Annotated in this window: 18 protein-coding genes and 2 tRNA genes; 15 read left to right on the top strand and 5 right to left on the bottom strand. The window is 73.1% G+C overall.

Annotated features, from left to right (window positions below):
* The first annotated feature begins 42 nt into the window (after positions 1 to 42).
* The 7 genes from ACGFQ9_RS07285 to ACGFQ9_RS07255 all read left to right on the top strand — a co-directional run bounded on the left by ACGFQ9_RS07285 (position 43) and on the right by ACGFQ9_RS07255 (position 7,282).
* The gene (locus tag ACGFQ9_RS07285; protein ID WP_393572096.1) at positions 43 to 1,200 is read left to right on the top strand and encodes an acyl-CoA dehydrogenase family protein; all 1,158 of its coding nucleotides are present in this window, start codon (positions 43 to 45) and stop codon (positions 1,198 to 1,200) included.
* Positions 1,197 to 2,141, top strand: a complete 945-nt coding sequence (locus tag ACGFQ9_RS07280) for a bifunctional MaoC family dehydratase N-terminal/OB-fold nucleic acid binding domain-containing protein (protein ID WP_393572094.1) — start codon at positions 1,197 to 1,199, stop codon at positions 2,139 to 2,141. The genes ACGFQ9_RS07285 and ACGFQ9_RS07280 overlap by 4 nt, the downstream gene beginning before the upstream one ends.
* A complete protein-coding gene (locus tag ACGFQ9_RS07275; protein ID WP_393572092.1) occupies positions 2,141 to 3,193 on the top strand; it encodes an acyl-CoA dehydrogenase family protein in 1,053 nt (350 codons plus the stop codon). The genes ACGFQ9_RS07280 and ACGFQ9_RS07275 overlap by 1 nt, the downstream gene beginning before the upstream one ends.
* Positions 3,190 to 3,585 carry a MaoC family dehydratase gene (locus ACGFQ9_RS07270; RefSeq protein WP_393572090.1) on the top strand — a complete coding sequence of 132 codons (396 nt, stop codon included), beginning with the start codon at positions 3,190 to 3,192 and terminating at the stop codon, positions 3,583 to 3,585. Before ACGFQ9_RS07275 ends, ACGFQ9_RS07270 begins: the two co-directional genes overlap by 4 nt.
* Entirely contained in the window at positions 3,582 to 4,745 is a 1,164-nt protein-coding gene (locus ACGFQ9_RS07265) for a lipid-transfer protein (protein WP_393572088.1), read from the top strand. The genes ACGFQ9_RS07270 and ACGFQ9_RS07265 overlap by 4 nt, the downstream gene beginning before the upstream one ends.
* 174 nt (positions 4,746 to 4,919) lie before the next feature.
* Positions 4,920 to 5,477 carry a SigE family RNA polymerase sigma factor gene (locus ACGFQ9_RS07260; protein ID WP_393572086.1) on the top strand — a complete coding sequence of 186 codons (558 nt, stop codon included), beginning with the start codon at positions 4,920 to 4,922 and terminating at the stop codon, positions 5,475 to 5,477.
* A gap of 155 nt (positions 5,478 to 5,632) precedes the next feature.
* The gene (locus ACGFQ9_RS07255; RefSeq protein WP_393572084.1) at positions 5,633 to 7,282 is read left to right on the top strand and encodes a long-chain fatty acid--CoA ligase; all 1,650 of its coding nucleotides are present in this window, start codon (positions 5,633 to 5,635) and stop codon (positions 7,280 to 7,282) included.
* Positions 7,283 to 7,330: 48 nt separating this feature from the next.
* Here ACGFQ9_RS07255 and ACGFQ9_RS07250 read toward each other — a convergent pair whose 3' ends face one another.
* The 4 genes from ACGFQ9_RS07250 to ACGFQ9_RS07235 all read right to left on the bottom strand — a co-directional run bounded on the left by ACGFQ9_RS07250 (position 7,331) and on the right by ACGFQ9_RS07235 (position 13,600).
* A complete protein-coding gene (locus ACGFQ9_RS07250) occupies positions 7,331 to 8,524 on the bottom strand; it encodes a recombinase family protein (protein WP_393572082.1) in 1,194 nt (397 codons plus the stop codon).
* 171 nt (positions 8,525 to 8,695) lie between these two features.
* Entirely contained in the window at positions 8,696 to 9,271 is a 576-nt protein-coding gene (locus ACGFQ9_RS07245) for an antibiotic biosynthesis monooxygenase (RefSeq protein WP_393572080.1), read from the bottom strand.
* 13 nt (positions 9,272 to 9,284) lie between these two features.
* Complete coding sequence (locus tag ACGFQ9_RS07240; RefSeq protein ID WP_393572078.1) at positions 9,285 to 13,049, bottom strand: PAS domain-containing protein; 3,765 nt, start codon at positions 13,047 to 13,049, stop codon at positions 9,285 to 9,287.
* A gap of 119 nt (positions 13,050 to 13,168) precedes the next feature.
* Positions 13,169 to 13,600: an SSI family serine proteinase inhibitor gene (locus ACGFQ9_RS07235; protein WP_393572076.1), complete on the bottom strand. Its 432-nt coding sequence runs from the start codon at positions 13,598 to 13,600 to the stop codon at positions 13,169 to 13,171.
* Positions 13,601 to 13,803: 203 nt separating this feature from the next.
* On the opposite strand from ACGFQ9_RS07235, the gene ACGFQ9_RS07230 reads away from it, so the two are divergent.
* The 4 genes from ACGFQ9_RS07230 to ACGFQ9_RS07215 all read left to right on the top strand — a co-directional run bounded on the left by ACGFQ9_RS07230 (position 13,804) and on the right by ACGFQ9_RS07215 (position 16,543).
* A tRNA-Ser gene (locus ACGFQ9_RS07230) sits at positions 13,804 to 13,894 on the top strand.
* Between the two features lie 235 nt (positions 13,895 to 14,129).
* Positions 14,130 to 14,202: transfer RNA gene (locus ACGFQ9_RS07225), tRNA-Arg, on the top strand.
* A 64-nt stretch (positions 14,203 to 14,266) separates the two neighbouring features.
* On the top strand, positions 14,267 to 15,211 hold the full coding sequence (locus tag ACGFQ9_RS07220; RefSeq protein ID WP_393572074.1) for an RNA polymerase sigma-70 factor: 945 nt from the start codon (positions 14,267 to 14,269) through the stop codon (positions 15,209 to 15,211).
* 123 nt (positions 15,212 to 15,334) lie between these two features.
* Positions 15,335 to 16,543, top strand: a complete 1,209-nt coding sequence (locus ACGFQ9_RS07215; protein WP_393572072.1) for an NAD(P)/FAD-dependent oxidoreductase — start codon at positions 15,335 to 15,337, stop codon at positions 16,541 to 16,543.
* Positions 16,544 to 16,616: 73 nt separating this feature from the next.
* On the opposite strand, the gene ACGFQ9_RS07210 is transcribed toward ACGFQ9_RS07215, so the two are convergent.
* Positions 16,617 to 17,585 carry an SMP-30/gluconolactonase/LRE family protein gene (locus tag ACGFQ9_RS07210; protein WP_393572070.1) on the bottom strand — a complete coding sequence of 323 codons (969 nt, stop codon included), beginning with the start codon at positions 17,583 to 17,585 and terminating at the stop codon, positions 16,617 to 16,619.
* A 94-nt stretch (positions 17,586 to 17,679) separates the two neighbouring features.
* Here ACGFQ9_RS07210 and ACGFQ9_RS07205 point away from each other — a divergent pair, with 94 nt between their 5' ends.
* The 4 genes from ACGFQ9_RS07205 to ACGFQ9_RS07190 all read left to right on the top strand — a co-directional run bounded on the left by ACGFQ9_RS07205 (position 17,680) and on the right by ACGFQ9_RS07190 (position 20,455).
* Complete coding sequence (locus ACGFQ9_RS07205) at positions 17,680 to 18,114, top strand: Lrp/AsnC family transcriptional regulator (RefSeq protein ID WP_393572068.1); 435 nt, start codon at positions 17,680 to 17,682, stop codon at positions 18,112 to 18,114.
* Between the two features lie 80 nt (positions 18,115 to 18,194).
* Entirely contained in the window at positions 18,195 to 19,049 is an 855-nt protein-coding gene (locus tag ACGFQ9_RS07200; protein WP_393572985.1) for a DUF2797 domain-containing protein, read from the top strand.
* Positions 19,050 to 19,179: 130 nt separating this feature from the next.
* Positions 19,180 to 19,521: an antibiotic biosynthesis monooxygenase family protein gene (locus ACGFQ9_RS07195; RefSeq protein WP_393572066.1), complete on the top strand. Its 342-nt coding sequence runs from the start codon at positions 19,180 to 19,182 to the stop codon at positions 19,519 to 19,521.
* A 49-nt stretch (positions 19,522 to 19,570) separates the two neighbouring features.
* On the top strand, positions 19,571 to 20,455 hold the full coding sequence (locus ACGFQ9_RS07190) for an amidohydrolase family protein (RefSeq protein ID WP_393572983.1): 885 nt from the start codon (positions 19,571 to 19,573) through the stop codon (positions 20,453 to 20,455).
* Positions 20,456 to 20,458: the final 3 nt, after the last annotated feature.

Below are 20,458 nucleotides of genomic sequence, written 5' to 3'. Positions count from 1 at the left end.
GGACAGTCAGATTCATTCGTCCGATGCCGGGAGGCCCGTGCCGTGCACCTCGCCCCGACCGAAGGCCAGCTCCGGCTGCGCGCCGAACTGCGCGACTACTTCAGCCGGCTGATGCCGGACGGCCCGCCCCCTCCGCAGGACCAGGACGCGCAGCGCACCCTGCTCCGCCGCATCGGCGCCGACGGCCTGCTCGGCCTGGGCTGGCCCGTCGCGTACGGAGGCCAGGGCCGCGGCCCCGACGAGCAGTTCGTCTTCTTCGACGAGGCGTACCGGGCCGGCGCCCCCGTCTCCATGGTCACCCTCAACACCGTCGGCCCGACCCTGATGAAGTACGGCACCCGGGAACAGAAGGACTTCTTCCTCCCCCGCATCCTCCGGGGCGAGCTGGTCTTCGCCATCGGCTACTCCGAGCCCGAGGCCGGCACCGACCTCGCCGCCCTCCGCACCAAGGCCGTCCGGGACGGCACGGACTGGGTGATCGACGGGCAGAAGATCTTCACCTCCAACGCGCAGAACGCCGACTGGATCTGGCTGGCCTGCCGCACCGACCCCGAGGCCCCCAAGCACAAGGGCATCTCGATCGTGCTGGTCCCCACCGACCACCCCGGCTTCTCCTGGACCCCGATCGACACCGTCGGCGGACTCACCACCACCGCCACGTACTACGACGCCGTCCGCGTGCCCGCCGGTCACCTGGTCGGCCCCGAGCACGGCGGCTGGGGCCTGATCACCAACCAGCTCAACCACGAGCGGGTCGCCCTCGCCGCCATCGGCATGCAGGCCGAGGACTTCTACGCCACCGCGCTCGACCGGGCCCGCACGCCCGACCCGGACACCGGAGAGCGGCCCGCCGACCGCCCCTGGGTACGGGCCCGGCTCGCCGAGGCGCACGCCCGGCTGGCCGCCGTACGACTGCTCAACTGGCGGCTGGTCCAGGACGTCGGCGCGGGCACCCTCGCGCCCGGTGACGCCAGCGGGGTGAAGTTCCTGGGCACCGAGACCACCGTCGACGTCTACCGGATGTGTCAGGAGGTGGTCGGAGAGGAGGCCCTGATCCGCGGCCCCGACGGCTTCGGCGGGGGCGAGCTGGAGCGGATGAACCGGGCCGCGCAGATCAACACCTTCGGCGGCGGGGTCAGTGAGGTCCAGCGGGAGATCGTCGCGATGATGCGGCTCGGCATGAAAGGACGCAAGCGGTGAGCGACGGCCTGGACGACCTGTACGAGCGGCTCCGCGCCTTCGAGGGCCGCGCCGCCGCCACCGGAGGCACCGGCAAGGACCCGGTCAACGAGCCCATGATCCGCCACTGGTGCGAGGCGATGGGCGACACCAGCCCCGCCTACACCGGACCGGACGCCATCGCCCCGCCGACGATGCTCCAGGCGTGGACGATGGGCGGACTGTCCGGCCACACCGACGGAACCGGCCGCTCCACCGCCTACGACGAGCTCTTCTCCCTCCTCGACGGGGCCGGATACACCTCCGTCGTCGCCACCGACTGCGAGCAGGAGTACCTCCGCCCGCTGCGGCCCGGGGACACGGTCACCTACGACGCGGTCATCGAATCGGTCTCCCCGCGGAAGACCACCAAGCTGGGAACCGGCCACTTCGTGACCACCCGCATGGACATACGCACCGACGGCGGGCGGGAACCCGCCGGGACCCACCGCTTCCGCATCCTCAAGTACGCCCCGGCCGCACGCGCCCCGGAACGCCCGCCCCGCCCCCGGCCCGTGATCAACCGCGACAACCGCGGCTTCTGGGACGGGGTCGCGGAACACCGGCTGCTGATCCAGCGCTGCACCGCCTGCGCCACCCTCCGTTTCCCCTGGCTGCCCGGCTGCAACGACTGCGGCAGCCCGGACTGGGACACCGTCGAGGCGTCCGGCGCGGGCACGGTCTTCTCGTACGTGGTGATGCACCACCCGCCGTTCCCCGCCTTCACCGATCCCGATCATGCCGCCGGCACGGCGGGGCCCTACGCGGTCGCGCTCGTGGAGCTAGCCGAGGGCGTCCGGATGATCAGCAACATCACCGGCGTCCCCTGCGACAAGGTGCGCATCGGCATGCCCGTCCGGCTGGAGTTCCTGCGCGCCGACGAGGAGCTCGAACTCCCCGTGTTCCGGGCGGAGGAGGACTGATGGACTTCCGCCCGACCGAGGAGCAGGCCGCCGCCGCCGGCCTCGCCGCCCGGATCTTCCGGGACCTCGCCACCCACGAGCGGCTCGCCGCCGCCGGCACCGGTACCGACGACGGGCTGTGGAAGGCCCTGACCACCGCCGGACTGGCCGCCGCCGTCCCCGACATCGGCCTGCTCGGCCTCGTCCTGCTGCTGGAGGAACAGGGGCGCACCACCGCACAGGTCCCGTTCGCCGCCACCTGCGTCTACGGGATCCTCGCGGTCGGCGCCCACGGCAGCGCGGAGCAGCGCGCCCGGCTGCTGCCCGCGCTCGGCGACGGCACGGCCGTCGCCACCGGCGCGTTCCCCGCCCGCGGGCGCATCCGGTCCGACGGCGACGGCCGGCTCACCGGTACCGTCCCGGCCGTCCCCTGGCTGCGCGACGCCACGCACGTCCTGCTGCCGGACGCCGGCCACGCGCTGTGGCTCGTACGGACCGACGCGCCGGGGGTGGCCACCGAGGAGGTGGACACCACCGCGCCGTGGTCCGCCGGCCGGCTGACCCTGACCGGCGCGGAGGCCGAACCCCTCGGCACCGCCCCCGACGCCCACGACCACGTGCTCCGGACCGCCCGGACCGCCTTCGCCGGGCTGCAGGCCGGGGTGTGCGCCGGGTCGCTGGCCCGTGCCGTCGAGTACACCTCCACCCGCGAGCAGTTCGGCCGGCCGCTCTCCACCAACCAGGGCGTACAGCTGCGCGCCGCCGACGCCCACATGGACACCGAGGCGATCCGGGTCACCGCGTACGAGGCGGCCTGGCGGTCGGACGAGGGCCTGCCCTTCGCCGAGCACGCCCTGACCGCAGCGTGGTGGGCCTCGGAGGCGGGCAAACGCGTCGTCCACGCCGGCCAGCACCTGCACGGCGGCATGGGCGCCGACCTGGACCACCCGGTCCACCGGCACTTCCTCTGGGGCCGCCAGCTGGACGCGTACCTGGGCTGCGGCAGCGAGCTGCTGGCCGAGCTCGGCGCCGTCCTCGCGGACGCCCCGCACGACGTGAAGGAGCGGCGATGAACGTCGGCGACAGCCTGCCCCCGCTGGAGATACCGGTGACCCGCACGCTGATCGTCGCGGGCGCGATCGCCTCCCGCGACTACCAGGACGTGCACCACGACGCGGAACTCGCCCGGCAGAAGGGCTCCCCGGACATCTTCATGAACATCCTCACCACCAACGGCCTGGTCGGCCGGTACGTCACCGACCACCTCGGCCCGCACACCGTCCTCCGCAAGGTGGCGATCCGGCTGGGCGCGCCCAACTACCCCGGCGACACGATGGTCCTGCGCGGAACCGTCACCGCCGTCGACGGCGGCACCGTCGAGATCCGGGTCACCGGTGCCAACGGCCTGGGCCACCACGTCACCGGCACCGTCACCGCGACGGTCCCCACGGAGGTGGAGGCATGAGCGTCCGCACCCGGGACTCGCTCGGCGGCCGGGCCGCCATCGCCGGCATCGGGGCCACCGAGTTCTCCAAGGACTCCGGCCGCAGCGAGCTCAGACTGGCCGTCGAGGCCGTGCGCGCCGCCCTCGACGACGCCGGGCTCACCCCCGCCGACGTCGACGGCATGGTCACCTTCACCATGGACACCAGCCCCGAGATCACCGTCGCCCAGGCGGCCGGCATCGGCGAGCTGTCCTTCTTCTCCCGGATCCACTACGGCGGCGGCGCGGCCTGCGCCACCGTCCAGCAGGCGGCACTCGCCGTCGCCACCGGAGTCGCCGAGGTCGTCGTCTGCTACCGGGCCTTCAACGAGCGCTCCGGCCGCCGCTTCGGCTCCGGGGTGCAGCAGCGCGAGCCCTCGGCGGAGGGAGCGGCACTCGGCTGGTCGCTGCCCTGGGGGCTGCTCACCCCCGCCTCCTGGGTGGCCATGGCCGCCCAGCGCTACCTGCACGCCTTCGGCCTCACCCCGGAGGCCTTCGGCCATGTCGCGGTCACCGCCCGCCGGTACGCCGCCGCCAACCCGGCCGCCTGGTTCCACGGCAGGCCCATCACCCTCGAGGACCACGCCGCCTCGCGGTGGATCGTCGAGCCGCTCCGCCTGCTCGACTGCTGCCAGGAGACCGACGGCGGACAGGCGATCGTCGTGACCACCGCCGAACGGGCCCGGGACCTGCGGCACACCCCGGCCGTGATCACGGCCGCGGCGCAGGGGGCGGGCCGGCGCCAGGAGGGCATGACCTCCTTCTACCGCGACGACCTGACCGGCCTGCCCGAGATGGGCGTGGTCGCCCGCCAGCTGTGGCGGACCTCCGGGCTGCGGCCCTCGGACATCGACGTGGGCATCCTCTACGACCACTTCACCCCCTTCGTGCTCATGCAGCTCGAGGAGTTCGGCTTCTGCGGGCCCGGCGAGGCCGCCGACTTCGTCGCCGCCGGCGCGCTCCCGCTCAACACCCACGGCGGCCAGCTCGGCGAGGCGTACCTGCACGGCATGAACGGCATCGCCGAAGCCGTCCGGCAGCTGCGGGGGACCTCCGTCAACCAGGTGGCGGACGCGGAACGCGTCCTGGTCACGGCGGGCACCGGCGTGCCCACCTCGGGGCTGGTCCTGGGCCGTTCCTGAGCGGCGGGGAGCGAGCCGGATCCGTTCCGGCCCCGATCCGAAGGAAGACGGGGGCGATCGATCCCCTCCGACTTCAGTAGGTGGGGCGGGCCCTGCCCCTACAACCTGAGACGGACCCCTCTTCGGCACCTGGGGCCGATCCCAGGGGCATGGCCCGCCTCCTAGCGTGGAGCCATGACCACGCCTGTGTGCACGGAAGCCTCGATCCCGGCGACGTACCCCACGTTCCCGGCCTATTCGTCGTTCTCGTCGTACGTACGGGTCCGCGGTACGGCCCTGATGCGCACCGCCCGCTCGCTCACCGCGAACCCCTGCGACGCCGAGGACCTCCTGCAGACGGCCCTCGCCAAGACCTACGTCGCCTGGGACCGGATCGAGGACCACCGGGCCGTCGACGGATACGTCCGCCGCGCCCTGGTCAACACCCGTACCTCGCAGTGGCGCAAGCGCAAGGTGGACGAGTTCGTCTGCGACGAGCTGCCCGAGACGGAGGCTCCCGCGGGCGCCGACCCGGCCGAGGCCCAGGCCCTCCGCGACGCGATGTGGCGGGCGGTCACCCGGCTGCCCGACCGGCAGCGCGCGATGGTCGTCCTCCGCTACTACGAGGACCTCAGCGAGGCGCAGACCGCCGAGCTGCTCGGGGTCTCCGTCGGCACGGTGAAGAGCGCCGTCTCCCGCGCGATAGGCAAGCTCCGCGAGGATCCGGAGCTGAACCTGCAGTGTTTCACGTGAAACGAGCTGCCCCATGAGGTGAGGAAGCGAAACCGCACATCGATTCCCGTGCGCGTTTGTACTCCCGGGTAGTGACAGACCGACCGGTACGTGAGCAGAATCTGCACGACCAGGCAGAGCCGCCGCTTACCTCGCAGCGCCCCCGGGAGGACGCTTTGCTGAGCACCATGCAGGACGTACCACTGCTCGTCAGCCGCATACTGCAGCACGGCATGACGATCCACGGAAGGTCCCGGATCACCACGTGGACCGGAGAGGCCGAGCCGCACCGCCGCAGCTTCGCCGAGGCCGGCACCCGTACGCACCAGCTCGCCCACGCCCTCCGGGACGAGCTGGGCGTGCAGCCGAACGAGCGCGTCGCCACCCTGATGTGGAACAACGCCGAGCACGTCGAGGCCTACTTCGCGATCCCGTCCATGGGCGCGGTCCTGCACACCCTCAACCTGCGGCTGCCCCCCGAGCAGCTGGTCTTCATCGTGAACCACGCGGCCGACCGGGTGGTCCTCGTCAACGGCAGCCTGCTGCCGCTGCTGGTGCCGCTGCTGCCGCACCTGCCGACGGTCGAGCACGTGGTCGTCTCCGGCCCCGGCGACCGCTCCGGCCTGGAGCCCCTGCCGGTCCGGGTGCACGACTACGAGGAACTGATCGCCGGCCGCCCGGCCCGCTACGACTGGCCGGAGCTGGACGAGCGCCAGGCCGCGGCCATGTGCTACACCTCCGGCACCACCGGCGACCCCAAGGGCGTGGTCTACTCCCACCGCTCGATCTACCTGCACTCCATGCAGGTCAACATGACCGAGTCGATGGGCCTGACCGACCGGGACACCACCCTGATCGTGGTCCCGCAGTTCCACGTCAACGCCTGGGGCCTGCCGCACGCCACCTTCATGACCGGCATCGGCATGCTGATGCCGGACCGCTTCCTCCAGCCCGCCCCGCTCGCCGAGATGATCGAACGGGAGAAGCCCTCGCACGCGGCGGCCGTCCCCACCATCTGGCAGGGCCTGCTGGCCGAGGTCACCGCGAACCCGCGCGACCTGACCTCGATGAAGCAGGTCACCATCGGCGGCTCGGCCTGCCCGCCCGCGCTCATGGAGGCGTACGACGAGCTGGGCGTCCGGCTCTGCCACGCCTGGGGCATGACCGAGACCTCCCCGCTGGGCACCATGGCCCACCCGCCGGCCGGCCTGTCGGCCGAGGAGCAGTGGCCGTACCGGGTCACCCAGGGCCGCTTCCCGGCGGGCGTCGAGGCGCGGCTGGTCGGCCCGGGCGGGGACCTCCTGCCCTGGGACGGCGAGTCCGCGGGTGAGCTGGAGGTCCGCGGGAACTGGATCGCCTCCTCCTACTTCGGCGGTGTCGACGGGGAACCGCAGCGCCCGGAGGACAAGTTCAGCGAGGACGGCTGGCTGAAGACCGGCGACGTGGGCGTGATCACCGGGGAGGGCTTCCTCACGCTCACCGACCGCGCCAAGGACGTCATCAAGTCCGGCGGTGAGTGGATCTCCAGCGTGGAGCTGGAGAACGCCCTCATGGCACACCCCGAGGTCGCCGAGGCGGCGGTCGTCGCCGTCCCCGACGAGAAGTGGGGCGAGCGGCCGCTGGCCACCGTGGTCCTCAAGACCGGGGCCACCGCCGACTACTCCGCCCTGCGCGAGTTCCTCGGCGGGACCATCGCCAAGTGGCAGCTGCCGGAACGCTGGACGATCGTCGACGCGGTCCCGAAGACCAGCGTCGGCAAGTTCGACAAGAAGAAGATCCGTGAACTGCACAGGTTGGGCGAGCTGGACGTGACACTGCTCGACTGAGTCCGTCGAAGGCCCCCGCTGTATGAGCGGGGGCCTTGGACGCGGGGGCTACGTGTCCCACACCACCTCGAGCAGATCCGGATTGAACCTGCGCGCGCCCCGGCCCGCAGGCGACACCATGACAGCCTTGATGTGCTTCATGATGATCGCGCGCCGCCTCTCCAGCGGCAGCCGCTCGAACTCCTCGATCAGACTCGGATGCGATGCCCGGGCCGCCTTCACCGCATGGACCGCACGGTCCCGTCGCAGCTCCTCCCGCTCCGCTTCGAGCGGTTCCAGAAGAGAGATGAGTGTTCCCACGCTGATCTTCTTGGCGGCCTTGGCCGCCAGCAGTTCGGAGCGCTTGTGTTCGACCTCGGCCAGCCGAGGCCCGCCGGCCCAGACGAGCAGGTACCGGTAGGCGTTCGTGCCGTTCTTCTGCCGACTCGAATGGCGGTCTCTGATGTCGTCCAGGACGGCGGTCACGGCTTCCAGCCTTTCCGGCGTGCAGATGGGCTCCCACTCGCCTCGAACCGGCTGCCCATCCGCTCCGTAGTGGATCTGCCCCTTGACCGCCCGGAAGCCCGCCAGACGCGGGTTCCGCAAGATCGTTCTGACTGCAGTACGGGAAATAGGCCGGGGCGTGCCCCGGGACGTCTGCACGCCCTTCGCCTGCCACTCCCGAACGATGGTCGCCAGCCGTGAGCCGGCCAGCAGGTCCTCGTGTGCCTTGGTGATCAGTGCAGCCTGCGCATGATCAACGGCTATTCGGTTGCTTTTCCAGCCGAATGCGGGAAAGCCTCCGCCGTTCTTGCCGTTGTCGGCCAGTTCCCTGTGCTTACGGGCCACGCGTCGGCCCGTGTCGGCGGATGCCTTGTCGGCGAAGGCCACCATGACGCGGGCCATGGTCCGGCCGTCCGACGACGACAGGTCGATGTCACCGACGATCGTCGCGAACACCAGCTTCGGATTCACCTCGTAGAGGTCCACCAGCCTTTCGAGCTCACGGGGCTGCCGCGTGAGGCGGTCCAGGTCGTAGGTGATGATCCCGTCGATGGTTCCGTCCTTGAGGTCGGATACCAGCCGCTCGAACTCCGGTCGTCTGACGTTCCGCTTCCACGCAGACAGGTCGTTGTCCACGTAGTGCTCGGTGACCAGCCATCCTGGCCGGACGGCCGCCGCGCGTGTGCAGTCCAGGCGCTGCCGTTCCACCCCCAACTCGTCGCCGTTCCGGTCCAGCGAGATCCGGGCGTAGGCCCCCAATCGCACGACCATCCTGCTGCACTGCTGATCTGTCGGGACAACAGCCAGGAGGGTAGGAGGTGACCATTGCTCTTCACGTCTGTTCCGGAGAAAGGTCATCCGTGGGTGGTAAGGGGCCGGTGGGGTGGACGTTGCCATACCCGGCGAGGAGGAGCCGGGCCCCGTACGGCCTCAGTCGCGGGTCAGCCAGCCGCGCAGGAGCCTGCTGACCGCGGGCATCGCCACGTACGTCATCAGGGTGCTGAAGACGACGGTGAAGGCCGCGGTCCGCAGGACGAAGTTCAGGTCCACCAGGATGGGCCCGAGCAGCGCGTTGCCCGCCAGCGAGATCGGGAAGATGGCCAGCCCCGAGCTGACCGCCATCTTCCAGCGGGGCGGTGCGGGCCGCACCGATCCCGGCTTGGCGAACCAGGTCTCCATGCCGTGCAGTTCCCGGCGGGCGATCTCGGTGTGGTGGTGGCCCTCGCAGTTCGCGAACCACGACGCCCGCTCGGGCGAGTCCTGCCAGGCCTCGAAGGCCGCCTGGTCCCGGAACCGGTGGACCAGGAACCACGGCGCGCCCTCGGCGGCCGGGCGGAACAGCCCGTACCCGAGGTGGTCGGGGAAGCGCGCGGCGGTGTCCAGGATGCCGCGCGCCCACTCCTCGAAGGACTCCTCGTAGCCCGGTTCCACCTGCCGGGCTATGAGGAGGGTGACCTCACCGTTGTCGGCGGGTACGGGCTTCTCGGTGCGATCGGTGATGGCCATCCCGGCAGAGTGACTAATTCGTGCCGATCTTGGCCAGAAGGTCCACGATCCGGCCCTGTACCTCGGCGGTGGTCGACCGCTCGGCGAGGAACAGCACGCTCTCCCCGGAGGCCAGCCGCGGCAGCGCCTCCGCATCGATCCCGGTGGCGGTGTAGACGACCAGCGGAGTGCGGTTCAACTGGCCGTTCGCGCGCAGCCAGTCCACGATCCCCGCCCGGCGCCGGCGGACCTGCATCAGGTCCATCACCACCAGGTTCGGCCGCATCCGGGTCGCCAGCTCCACGGCGTCGGTGTCCGCGCCGGCCCGGCCCACCTGCATGCCGCGCCGCTCCAGGGCGGCGGTGAGCGCCCCGGCGATCTCGTCCTTCTCCTCGATCAGCAGCACCCGGGAGGGGTGCTGCTCGCTGTCGCGCGGCGCCAGCGCCTTGAGCAGTACGGCCGGGTCCGCCCCGTACGCCGCCTCGCGCGTGGCGTGACCCAGTCCGGCCGTGACCAGGACGGGCACCTCGGCGGCCACGGCGGCCTGCCGCAGCGACTGCAGCGCGGTCCGGGTGATCGGCCCGGTCAGCGGGTCGACGAACAGCGCGGCGGGGAACGCGGCGATCTGCGCGTCCACTTCCTCGCGGGAGTGCACGATCACCGGGCGGTAGCCGCGCTCGCTCAGCGCCTGGGTGGTCGCGACGTCCGGCGCGGGCCAGACGAGCAGCCGGCGCGGGTTGTCGAGCGGCTCCGGGGGCAGCTCGTCGTCGACGGGCTGCGGCACCGGCCGGTTGACCACCTCGACGGCTCCGCCCGGGCCGTCCAGCGGCTCGGGTCCCTCCGCGGCACCGGCCTCGGGGGCGCCTATGGCGAAGGCGCGGCCCTGCGGGGCGGGTTCGGAGAGCCGGCGGCGCCTTCCGGAGCCGGAGGAAGCGGCGGCGGCCGGGCCCGCGGCGGCGGCCGCGGCGGGGTCGGCGCCGCCGGCCTGTCCCAGCGCCCGGACGCCGACGGCCCGGTCCGGGCCGTCCTGCGGCTGCCGGGCCGCCGGTACGGCGACCTGGGGGCCGGGACCGTCCTCGGGCGCGGTACGGGCGGCCGGCACCGGCCACACCGGGGCGTCGGGCGTGCCGTCCTTCGGGGGCAGGGCCCGGCGCCGGCCGGTGGGGTGCGGCTGGGCCGGGGTGTGGGTGTCCTGGCCGCCGTTCCCGTCCGCGGTCGCGTGCGACTCCTCGGCGGCCTCGGGGCTGGCGAGTGCCCGGCGGCCGCGGCGGCCGCCGGGCGTGGCCGGGGCGGGCTCGCCGGCGGCGCTGCCGGAGGCGGGTCCGGCGGCGGGTCCGGCGGTGGGTCCGGCCGGGGGCAGGGCGAAGCCGCCGGGCGGTGCGACCGGAGGTGCGGCCGGGGTCTCCGGGGCGTCGGGGTCGGTGGGGGCGGCGGCCCGTGCCGCCGCGGCGCCCTGCGGCCCGGCCGGCAGGGCGAACCCGCCGGGCGGCGCCACGGGCGCGGAGGGCGGCACGGGGACGCCCACGGGGCTCATGCCCTGCGGTGCCACGGGCTGCGGACCCGCGCCCTGCGGCCCCTCGGGCCGACCGGACGCCGGCTGCGGCGGCCCGGCGGGCAGGGCGAAGCCGCCGGGCGGCGCGATCGGCGCCGCGCCCGCCACGGGAGCCCCCGCGGACGACCGGTCCTGGGTCGGGGCCAGGGCGCGGCGGCGCCCCGCCGGCGGAGCCATGGCCTGGGCGGGTACGGGGGCACCAGGAGGCACAGGGGCACCAGGAGGCACGGGCGCGCCGAGAGGTACGGGGGCCCCGGAGGGCACCAGCGCACCGGGAGGCACGGGTGAACCTGGAGCCACAGGCGTCCCGGGAGTCACTGCTGCCCCGGCAGGTACGGGCGCACCGGCAGGTACAGGCGCACCGGCAGGTACGGGCGTACCAGGAGACACGGGCATCCCGGCAGGTACGGAAGCCGCCGTGGGCAGGGCCGGCAGGGCCCGGCCGTCACCCCCGCCGGGGCCACCGGACTCGGTGCCGGTGCTGTCGCCGTCACGCCCGCGCCGCCGCCCCGTACCCAGCCCGGCCGGGCTCACCGGAGCCTGGGCCAGCTCCGGGGCCGCCGGACCGGCCGCCGCCCGGCGCCGTCCCGACGGCAGCGCGAGCGCGCCCCCGCCGGACTCCGGCTCCGGGCTCCGCTCGTCCTCCAGGAAGGCGTCGACCCCGCGCCGCCCCCGCCGGCCGGACCCCTGGGAGGGTGCGGGCCCGCCCGGCACACCCGGCCGGGACTCCCGCTGCGGCTCGGGTTCGGGCTCGGGCTCCGGTTCGGGCTCCGGGTCGGGCAGGGTGACCGTCCCGGCCCCCTCGCCCAGCGGCAGCTCCAGCACGTACGCGCCGCCCGGCGCGCCCGGCACCTCGACGGTCTGCAGCACACCGCCGTGCGCGGCCACCACGCCCTGCACGATCGGCTCGTGCACCGGGCTCCCGCCGTCGTAGGGCCCGCGCACCTCGATGCGAACCGCGTCCCCGCGCTGGGCGACCGCCACGACGATGGTCGAGTCCGTGTAGCCGCTGCCGGCCGGCGTCTTGCCGGTGGCGTCGACCCCGGCCACGTCCGCGATCAGGTGCGCGAGCGCGGTGGCGATCCGCTCCGGGTCGATCTCGGCCTCGATGGTCGGCGCGTGCACCGCGAACTGTGCGCGGCCCGGCCCGATCAGCTCCACGGCGCCGTCGACCCCGGCCGCGACGACCTCGTTGACCATCGCCTTCTGCTTGGCGAGCCGGTCCCGGCCCGCGTCCAGCCGCTGGAAGCCGAGCACGTTGTCGACCAGCGTGGTCATCCGCGAGTACCCGGCGGCCAGGTGGTGCAGCAGCTGGTTCGCCTCCGGCCACAGCTGGCCGGCGTCGTCCGCCGCCAGGGTGGCCAGCTCACCGCGGAGCTCCTCCAGCGGCCCGCGCAGGGCGTCCCCGAGCACCGCCATCAGCTGCTTGTGCCGCGCGGCCAGGGCGTCGTAGGGCCGCCTGTCGGTGAAGGTCATCACCGCACCGACCAGCTGGTCGCCCTCCCGTACCGGCGAGGTGGTGAGGTCCACCGCGACGGCCTGGCCGGCCTTGTTCCACAGCACCTGCCCGCGCACGCGGTGCTTGCGCCCGCTGCGCAGGGTGTCGGCGAGCGGCGACTCCTCGAAGGGGAACGGCGAGCCGTCCGCGCGGGAGTGCTGGATCAGGCCGTGCAGCTCGCGGTTGCCGAGGTCGGTGGCCCGGTAGCCGAGGATCTGGGCGGCGGCCGGATTGACGAGCACCACCCGGCCGTCGGTGTCGGTACCCACCACGCCTTCGGCGGCGGCCCGCAGGATCATCTCGGTCTGCCGCTGCGAGCGGACCAGCTCGGCCTCGGTGTCCACGGTCCCGGAGAGGTCGCGCAGGACGAGCATCAGCAGCTCGTCCCCGGTGTAGCCCTGGTGCGGCTCCCGGTAGGCGTCCCGGCCGTCCAGGCCGGCGCTGGTCACCTCGGCCGGGAACTCGGTGCCGTCCGTACGGCGTGCCGTCATCCGGGTCGGTTTGCTGCGCAGGCCGTCCTCGTCGTCGGGGCGGCGCATGGAGCCGGGGATCAGCTTGGAGTCGAATTCGGGCAGCAGGTCCAGCAGGCCGCGTCCGACGAGCCCGGTTCCCGGGCTCTCCATGAGCTCCAGCGCGATCGAATTCGCGTTGACGACCGTGCCGTTCGCGTTGACGAGCAGCAGCGCGTCCGGCAGAGCGTCGAGTATTGCTGCGAGGCGAGCAGCGCCTCGGGATGGCCTGCTGCTCACGACGAGCTTCCTCCCTGACCACGACGACCGGCATGACTCGGGAGGAGTCTAAGGCCACCTTCCCCGGACGGGACGGCGGATCGGGGGCCCGGTCACAGCGGCACCGGCATCCTCCCAGGTCAGGAACGCGCACTCGGAAGCACAGGTTCCAACTCTTTCCAGCGGCTGATCTCACAACCGTTTTTCCTGCTGAACGAGGCTTCGACCCGGCGGCCCTGCCACGTCCCGGTGATCCGTGCGACGGCCCGGCCGCCGTACGTTCCCGAGCACACCTCGTCGGGCGGGACGGGCGCGAACGGGTCCTTGCCCGCCCGCGCGAACCGGTCGAGCCGCGCACACGCCCGACGGGCCTCCGGATGCGAACCGCCCACCGGTTCGCACTCCAGGGTGTACGTCCCGTTGGCCACGCGGGAGGTCCCGTTGTGCTCCACGGTCACGGTGAGCCGCTCGGGCGGCGGTGCGAGGAGTTCGCCGAGCGGCGGCAGCTGGGGGATGGGGCCGGCGGCCGCCACGGCGGCGACGGCGGAGGCGGCGAGGGCGGCGAGACGCATCGAGATCTCCAGGGTCGGTCGTCCGGTACGCGTCGGGTCGGGCGGGTACGCCTGCCCAACGAGAACCAGGCGCCGACGTTCCGCGAGCCGCCCCGAAAGCCTTTGCTCTGGTGCCGCCACGCCTAGTACCGTGGGAGCGGATTGGTGAGCGGGCCTGGGCCTGTGTCATCATCTGCACGCACCCTCGTACGCGGGGGTGTGCTGGAGGCGTCGCCTAGTCCGGTCTATGGCGCCGCACTGCTAATGCGGTTTGGGGCGTAATCCCCATCGAGGGTTCAAATCCCTCCGCCTCCGCGCTGTGATCACCGAAGCCCCGGTCCGAACGGACCGGGGCTTCGGTCGTTCCCGAGGCTGATTCCCATGCGTTTCCCCTCCGTCCGGCGTGGTCGCCACGCGGCGGCCGGAGCCACCCCCTCCACGCGTTTCCGCAGGTCAGAGGTGGTTTGGACAATGGATTTCGCGTCCCGGCGAGGTCCATGTATTGTTGTTCTCGCAAGGCCAACGGGGCGAAAAACCCCGGGAAGCACAAGCACTCGTAGCTTAACGGATAGAGCATCTGACTACGGATCAGAAGGTTGCAGGTTCGAATCCTGCCGAGTGCACAGCCCAAGAGGCCCCGGACGAAAGTCCGGGGCCTCTTGCGTTGTGCCCGGTTAGGATCCGGGCATGCCGTTGACCATGGAGGACGTGGACCTTTTCGAGGGAGCCAGGGGGCGGCTGGAGGCGATCGCCTACCGGATGCTCGGTTCCGCGAGCGAGGCCGAGGACGCCGTACAGGAGACCTTCCTGCGGTGGCAGGGCGCCGACCTCGGGCGGATCGAGGTGCCCGAGGCCTGGCTGACCAAGGTGCTCACCAACCTGTGCCTGAACCAGCTCAGTTCGGCGCGTGCCCGGCGCGAGAGCTATGTGGGGCAGTGGCTTCCCGAGCCGTTGCTCGACGGGGACCCGATGCTCGGGCCGGCCGACACCGCCGAGCAGCGCGAGTCGGTCTCGTACGCGGTGCTGACGCTGATGGAGCGGCTGTCCCCCAACGAGCGGGCCGTGTACGTGCTGAGGGAGGCGTTCGACTACCCGCACCGGGAGATCGCCGAGATCCTCGACATCAGCGAGGCCGCCAGTCAGCAGGTCTTCCACCGCGCCAAGAAGCACATCGCGGACGGCAAGGCCCGTACCGAGATCGACCAGGCCGCCGCCCGGCGCATCGTCGAGGAGTTCCTCGCCGCCGCCACCAGCGGGAAGACCGAGCCGCTCGTACGGCTGCTCACCGGGGATGCCATCGCGATCGGCGACGGCGGCGGGAAGGTCCCGGCGCGGGCGAAGGCCTTCGAGGGTGCCCTCGCCGTCGCGAAGTTCATGCGGGGGCTGTTCAAGCCGGCGGCGGTCAAGCGCGCCATGGTCGGCGGCTCGGCCGCGATCCACGTCACCACCGCCAACGGCGGGCCCGCCGTGGTGGCGGTCGTCGACGGGCGGGTCGTCGGCGTCATGTGCCTGGAGATCACCGCCGAGGGCATCGCCGCGTTCCGCAATCAGGTCAACCCCGACAAGCTCGGCAGGGCGACCGAGGCGTGGGCGGCCGGCGGTCACGGGGAACCCCTGTTCCACGCCTTCTGACCCATGCGCCCCGGTGTGACGTGGTTCACACCGGGGACCTGTCAGGAATCGGCGGGCTGCCCGGTTCAAGGTGCGTAACCGCGTCCGAACAACGGCCGGAACCGCACAGACAGGAGCAGGGAAATGCAGCAGCACCGCATCGTCGTCCTCGGTGCCGGATACACCGGAGCCATCGCGGCCGGCCGCCTCGCCAAGCGGCTGCACCGCGACGACGTCGCCATCACCCTCGTCAACGCCGAGCCCGACTTCGTCGAGCGGGTGCGGATGCACCAGCTCGCGGTCGGCCAGGAGCTCAAGGCCCGGCCCTTCGGCGAGATGTTCGCCGGCAGCGGCGTCGCACTGCGGCTCGCGAAGGTCACGGGCGTCGACGCCGACCGCAGGACCGTCGACGTCGTCGACGCGGACGGCGCCGCCGGGGAGCTGGAGTACGACACCCTCGTGTACGCCCTCGGCAGCGACCGGGACGACCGCGGCGTGCCCGGTGCCGCCGAGTACGCCCACCAGGTCGCGAGCCGGGCCGGGGCGCTGCGGCTGCGCGAGCGGCTGGCGGGTCTGGCCGCCGGGGAGCCGGTGGTCGTGGTCGGCGGCGGTCTGACCGGCCTGGAGGCCGCGACCGAGATCGCCGAGGCCCGGCCGGACCTCGACGTGGCGCTCGCCGTCAGCGGGGGCCTGGGCGACTGGCTGTCGCCCAAGGGGCGCGGGCACCTGCGGAAGGTGTGCGACGGGCTCGGCATCACCGTCCACGAGCACGCCGCCGTCACCGCCGTGGCCGCCGACCGTGTCACCACCGCCGACGGCGGGGTCGTACCGGCCGCGGTCACCGTGTGGACCACCGGCTTCGCGGTCCACTCGATCGCGCGGGCCACCACCCTGGAGGTCGGCGACGGGGGTCGGATCGTGGTCGACGGGACCATGCGCTCGGTCTCGCACCCGGACGTGTACGCCGTCGGTGACGCGGCCCTCGCGATGGGTCCGGGGGACAAGCCGCTGCGGATGTCGTGTGCCTCGGGCGTCCCCATGGCCTGGCAGGCCGCCGACGCCATCGCGGCCCGGCTGGCCGGACGGAGGGTGCCCGAGGTGTCGATCCGGTACTTCAACCAGTGCATCTCGCTGGGGCGCAAGGAGGGTCTGATCCAGTACGTCACCGCCGACGACCGCGCCAAGGACTCGGCCCTCACGGGCCGTCTCGCCGCCGTCTACAAGGAGCTGATCTGCAAGGGCGCCGCCTGGGGCGTCGCCAACCCGACCGCCGGCCTGCCGGTCCGCCGCCGGCGCGTCCTGCGGCAGGCGCCGGCGGCCCGGCGGGGCTCGACCGCCACCGCGTCGGCCTGAAGCGGGTGAGCCGTTCCGGCGTTCGTACCGCGAGGGAGGCCCTCCCCGGGCTGCCGGGGAGGGCCTCCCCGCGTCATCCGGTCGCCGACTGCCTCAGGCCGCGGGTGGCCGTGCGCACGCGGGGCAGGCCGGTCACCGACATCACCAGCGCGTAGAGCGAGGTGGTGGCGGTGATGAACAGGCGGTTGTTCCGGGGGCCGCCGAAGGCGATGTTGGAGACGGGCTCGGGGACCCGGATCCGGCCGATCAGGTCGCCCTCGGGCGCGTAGCAGTGGACGCCGTCCTCCATCGCGGCCACCCACAGCCGGCCGCCGTCGTCGAAGCGGATGTTGTCGAAGCGGGCGCGCGGGCGGTCCGCCGGGGCCTCCGCGAAGACCTTGCCGTCCGACAGGGTGCCGTCCTCGTGGACCTCGAAGACCCGGATGTGGTTCTCGCGGGTGTCGGACACGTACAGCCGGCACTCGTCCGGGGAGAAGACCAGGCCGTTCGGGCCGCCGAAGCCGTCCGCGACCAGGCGCACGGCGCCCGTCACCGGGTCGGCGCGGTAGACGTTGCGGGCGCCGATCTCGCTCTCGCCGCGGACGCCCTCGTAGTCGCTGGTGATCCCGAAGTCGGGGTCGGAGAACCACACCGAGCCGTCCGAGCGGACCACCGCGTCGTTGGGGCTGTTCAGGCGGTGGTTCCCGTAGTGGGTGGCGAGGGGCGTGACCGTACCGTCCGGCTCCGTGCGGCTGACCCGCCGGTTGCCCTGCTCACAGGTGATCAACCGGCCTTCGCGGTCGAGGGTGTTGCCGTTCGGGTGGCCGGCGGGCGTGCGGAACGGGCCGACCCTGCCGGTGAGTTCGTCCCAGCGCAGGATCCGGTCGTTCGGGATGTCGCTCCACACCAGCTGGCGCCAGGCCGGGAGCCAGAGCGGGCCCTCCGCCCAGCGGCAGTCGTCGTGGAGGCGTTCGAGTCGCATGTCGCCGTTCGCACAGCGGCCGGTCCGGAAGCGGTCGTCCAGGATCTCGTACAGGTCGGGATCGGCTATGGGTGAAGACATCTCATCGATCTCCTTGATCGCCGAATTGTGTTCGGTCGTGATCGAGATTGCCGGATGCGGTACGGTCCTGGCAAGGATGTGGCGGAGGAGGCTCATGGACGGGATCGACCGGGCGATCGTCGCGCGGCTGCAGGAGGACGCCGGGCAGTCGTACGCCACCCTCGGCGCGGCGGTCGGACTGTCGGCCGGCGCCGCGCACGAGCGGGTGCGGAAGCTGCGCGAGCGCGGCGTCATCCGGCGCACCACCGTCGACGTGGACCCGGCCGCGGTCGGCAGCGGGGTGCTGGCCTTCGTGATGGTGGACGCGAACGCCTGGATGGGGGACTCCGCGGAGCGGTTCGCGGCCATCACCGAGATCCAGGAGGCCCACATCATCGCGGGCAGCGCGTCCGTGCTGGTGAAGGTGCGGACGGCCACCACCGAGCAGCTGCAGGACGTCCTGCGGCGCCTCTACGCCATCGACGGGGTCAGCGGCACCCAGGCGACGGTCGTCCTGGAGACCTTCTTCGAACGGCCGCTGCCGCTGTGACCGCGGCCCCCGCGACCGCCGCCACGGCACCGGTCTGGCGTTGCACCGGACCGCGCTGGAGCGGTGAGGGCCGCCCCGGCATCGGCTGGTACGCGGAGGGGCGGGGCGAGCGGGCCAGTGTGCTCCCGTACGGGCGGCGGCTCGCCTTCACCGGTACGGGGGAGCGGCGCTGCACGGGGGTACGGCGGGGCGGCCGGCGGACGCCGTGCCCCACGGCGGCGACGGTCCCGGCAGCGGCCGGTTCCCCGCAGTGCGCCGAGTGCGCCCGGCTCGACCGCTCCTTCTCGGTGGCCGCAGACACCCACGCGGACGATCCGCGGCCCTATCGCGTCTACCTGGCCTGGTTCGGGCCCGGCCTGCTCAAGGTGGGGATCACCGCGGAGGAACGCGGCACCGTCCGGCTGCTGGAGCAGGGCGCGGTGGCCTGGAGCTGGCTCGGGCGGGGCCCGCTGATGGCGGCCCGGCGCACCGAGGAGCTGCTCCGGGCGGCCCTCGGGGTGCCCGACCGGATCCCGTACGCGCGCAAGCGGGCCGTACGGGCGCAGCTGCCGCCCGCCGCCGAACGGGAGCGGGAGGTGGCCGCGCCGCACGCCCTCGCCGCCGCGCTGCCCGGCTGGCCCGACTCGCTGGAACGGCTGCCCTGCGCCGTGGTCGACCACGGCGCGGCGTTCGCCCTGGCGGCCCTGGCCGCGGCGGGCGGCGGGGCACGGCCGGCGCGGGTGCTCGGAGCCATGGCGGACGGCGGGACGGTCGCGGGCGTGCTGGTGGCCGCGGCCGGGCCGGACCTGCACTTCGCGGACGGCCTCGTGGTGGACGCCCGGCTGCTCGCGGGCTGGGCACTGACCGCCGCCGGCCCGGAGGCGCGAACCTCCGGAGTTCCGGTCGCCACCCTGGCCCCGGCGCCCGAACCGGTGGAGCAGGAAGGGCTGTTCTGACCGCCGGGTCCGGGTCCGGGTCCGGGGCCGGGTCCGGGGCTGCCCGGCGAAGGTCAAATCTTGGATCCCTTTGCCCGTCCCGGGGGCTTTGCTGTGGACACGTTCCGATCAAGGACCGGAGAGTGGGCCCATGACCATGCGACCCCTTCCGGCGTTCGAACCGCCGTACCTGATGACCGTGTTCACCTCCGTCCGCACCCCGGGAGCGGACGACGGCTACCCCGAGGCATCGGCCCGGATGAACGAGCTGGTGAAGGAGATCCCCGGCTACCTCGGCCACGAGAACGCCCACACCCCCGGCGGGCTCAGCATCACCGTCGCCTACTTCCGCGACGAGGAGGCGCTCACCGCCTGGCGCACCAACCTCGAACACCGGCAGACGCAGGCGCGGGGCATCAAGGAGTGGTACGAGAGCTACACCCTGCACGTCGGCACGGTCGAGCGCAGCAGTGAATTCGTCCGCGACCGCTGAGGGGCCGGAGGCCTCGGCGGCCGGGTCGGCCCCGGCGGCCGGGTCAGCCCTGGCGGTCCGGACCGCCGCCGCCGTCCGGCGCTTCCGGGACCGGCTCGGGCTGCCCGGCCTGGTCGACGTACACACCCACTTCATGCCCGCGCGGGTGCTGGACAAGGTGTGGGAGTACTTCGACGCCGTCGGCCCGCTGACCGGTGTCGCATGGCCCATCACCTACCGGCACGAAGAAGAGGAACGCGTCGCGCTGCTCCGGGCGTTCGGCGTCCGGGCCTTCACCGCGATGCTGTACCCGCACAAACCGGCGATGGCCGCCTGGCTGAACTCCTGGTCGGCCGCTTTCGCGGCCAGGACCCCGGACTGCCTGCACACGGCCACCTTCTTCCCTGAGGACGGGGCGGCGGAGTACGTGCGCCGGGCGGTGGACGGCGGGGCGCGGATCTTCAAGGCGCACCTGCAGGTCGGCGGGTACGACCCGAACGACGACCGGCTCGACCAGGTGTGGGGACTGCTCGCCGAGGCCGGCATCCCGGCGGTGGTGCACTGCGGCTCCGGCCCGGTGCCGGGCAAGCACACCGGGCCCGCGCCGATCGCGCGGCTGCTCGGCCGGCATCCCCGGCTGCCGCTGATCGTCGCCCACATGGGCATGCCCGAGTACGGGGACTTCCTCGACCTCGCCGACCGGTACCGGGAGGTCCGGCTCGACACCACCATGGTCTTCACCGACTTCGCGGAGCGGCTCGGCGGCTTCCCGCCGGAGGAGCTCGGCCGGCTCGCCGCGCTGGGCGACCGGATCCTGCTCGGCACCGACTTCCCGAACATCCCCTACCCCTACGACCACCAGCTCGACGCGCTGGAACGGCTCGGCCTGGGCGACGACTGGCTCCGGGCGGTCTGCCACGACAACGCGGCCCGGCTGTTCGCACTCGACGCCTGAGCC

The organism is Streptomyces sp. NPDC048603 (assembly GCF_043199475.1).
In the GTDB taxonomy this organism is placed as follows: Bacteria; Actinomycetota; Actinomycetes; order Streptomycetales; family Streptomycetaceae; genus Streptomyces.
Note: the sequence above shows the minus strand (reverse complement) of the source record. Positions and strands in the feature narration are given on the sequence as shown.

Excerpts from the sequence above, each read along its gene's own strand:
- ACGFQ9_RS07275 (WP_393572092.1), top strand. The coding sequence starts at position 2,141 with ATGGACTTCCGCCCGACCGAGGAGCAGGCCGCCGCCGCCGGCCTCGCC.
- ACGFQ9_RS07270 (WP_393572090.1), top strand. The coding sequence starts at position 3,190 with ATGAACGTCGGCGACAGCCTGCCCCCGCTGGAGATACCGGTGACCCGC.
- ACGFQ9_RS07265 (WP_393572088.1), top strand. The coding sequence starts at position 3,582 with ATGAGCGTCCGCACCCGGGACTCGCTCGGCGGCCGGGCCGCCATCGCC.
- ACGFQ9_RS07260 (WP_393572086.1), top strand. The coding sequence starts at position 4,920 with ATGACCACGCCTGTGTGCACGGAAGCCTCGATCCCGGCGACGTACCCC.
- ACGFQ9_RS07245 (WP_393572080.1), bottom strand. The coding sequence starts at position 9,271 with ATGGCCATCACCGATCGCACCGAGAAGCCCGTACCCGCCGACAACGGT.
- ACGFQ9_RS07235 (WP_393572076.1), bottom strand. The coding sequence starts at position 13,600 with ATGCGTCTCGCCGCCCTCGCCGCCTCCGCCGTCGCCGCCGTGGCGGCC.
- ACGFQ9_RS07220 (WP_393572074.1), top strand. The coding sequence starts at position 14,267 with ATGCCGTTGACCATGGAGGACGTGGACCTTTTCGAGGGAGCCAGGGGG.
- ACGFQ9_RS07215 (WP_393572072.1), top strand. The coding sequence starts at position 15,335 with ATGCAGCAGCACCGCATCGTCGTCCTCGGTGCCGGATACACCGGAGCC.
- ACGFQ9_RS07210 (WP_393572070.1), bottom strand. The coding sequence starts at position 17,585 with ATGTCTTCACCCATAGCCGATCCCGACCTGTACGAGATCCTGGACGAC.
- ACGFQ9_RS07205 (WP_393572068.1), top strand. The coding sequence starts at position 17,680 with ATGGACGGGATCGACCGGGCGATCGTCGCGCGGCTGCAGGAGGACGCC.
- ACGFQ9_RS07195 (WP_393572066.1), top strand. The coding sequence starts at position 19,180 with ATGACCATGCGACCCCTTCCGGCGTTCGAACCGCCGTACCTGATGACC.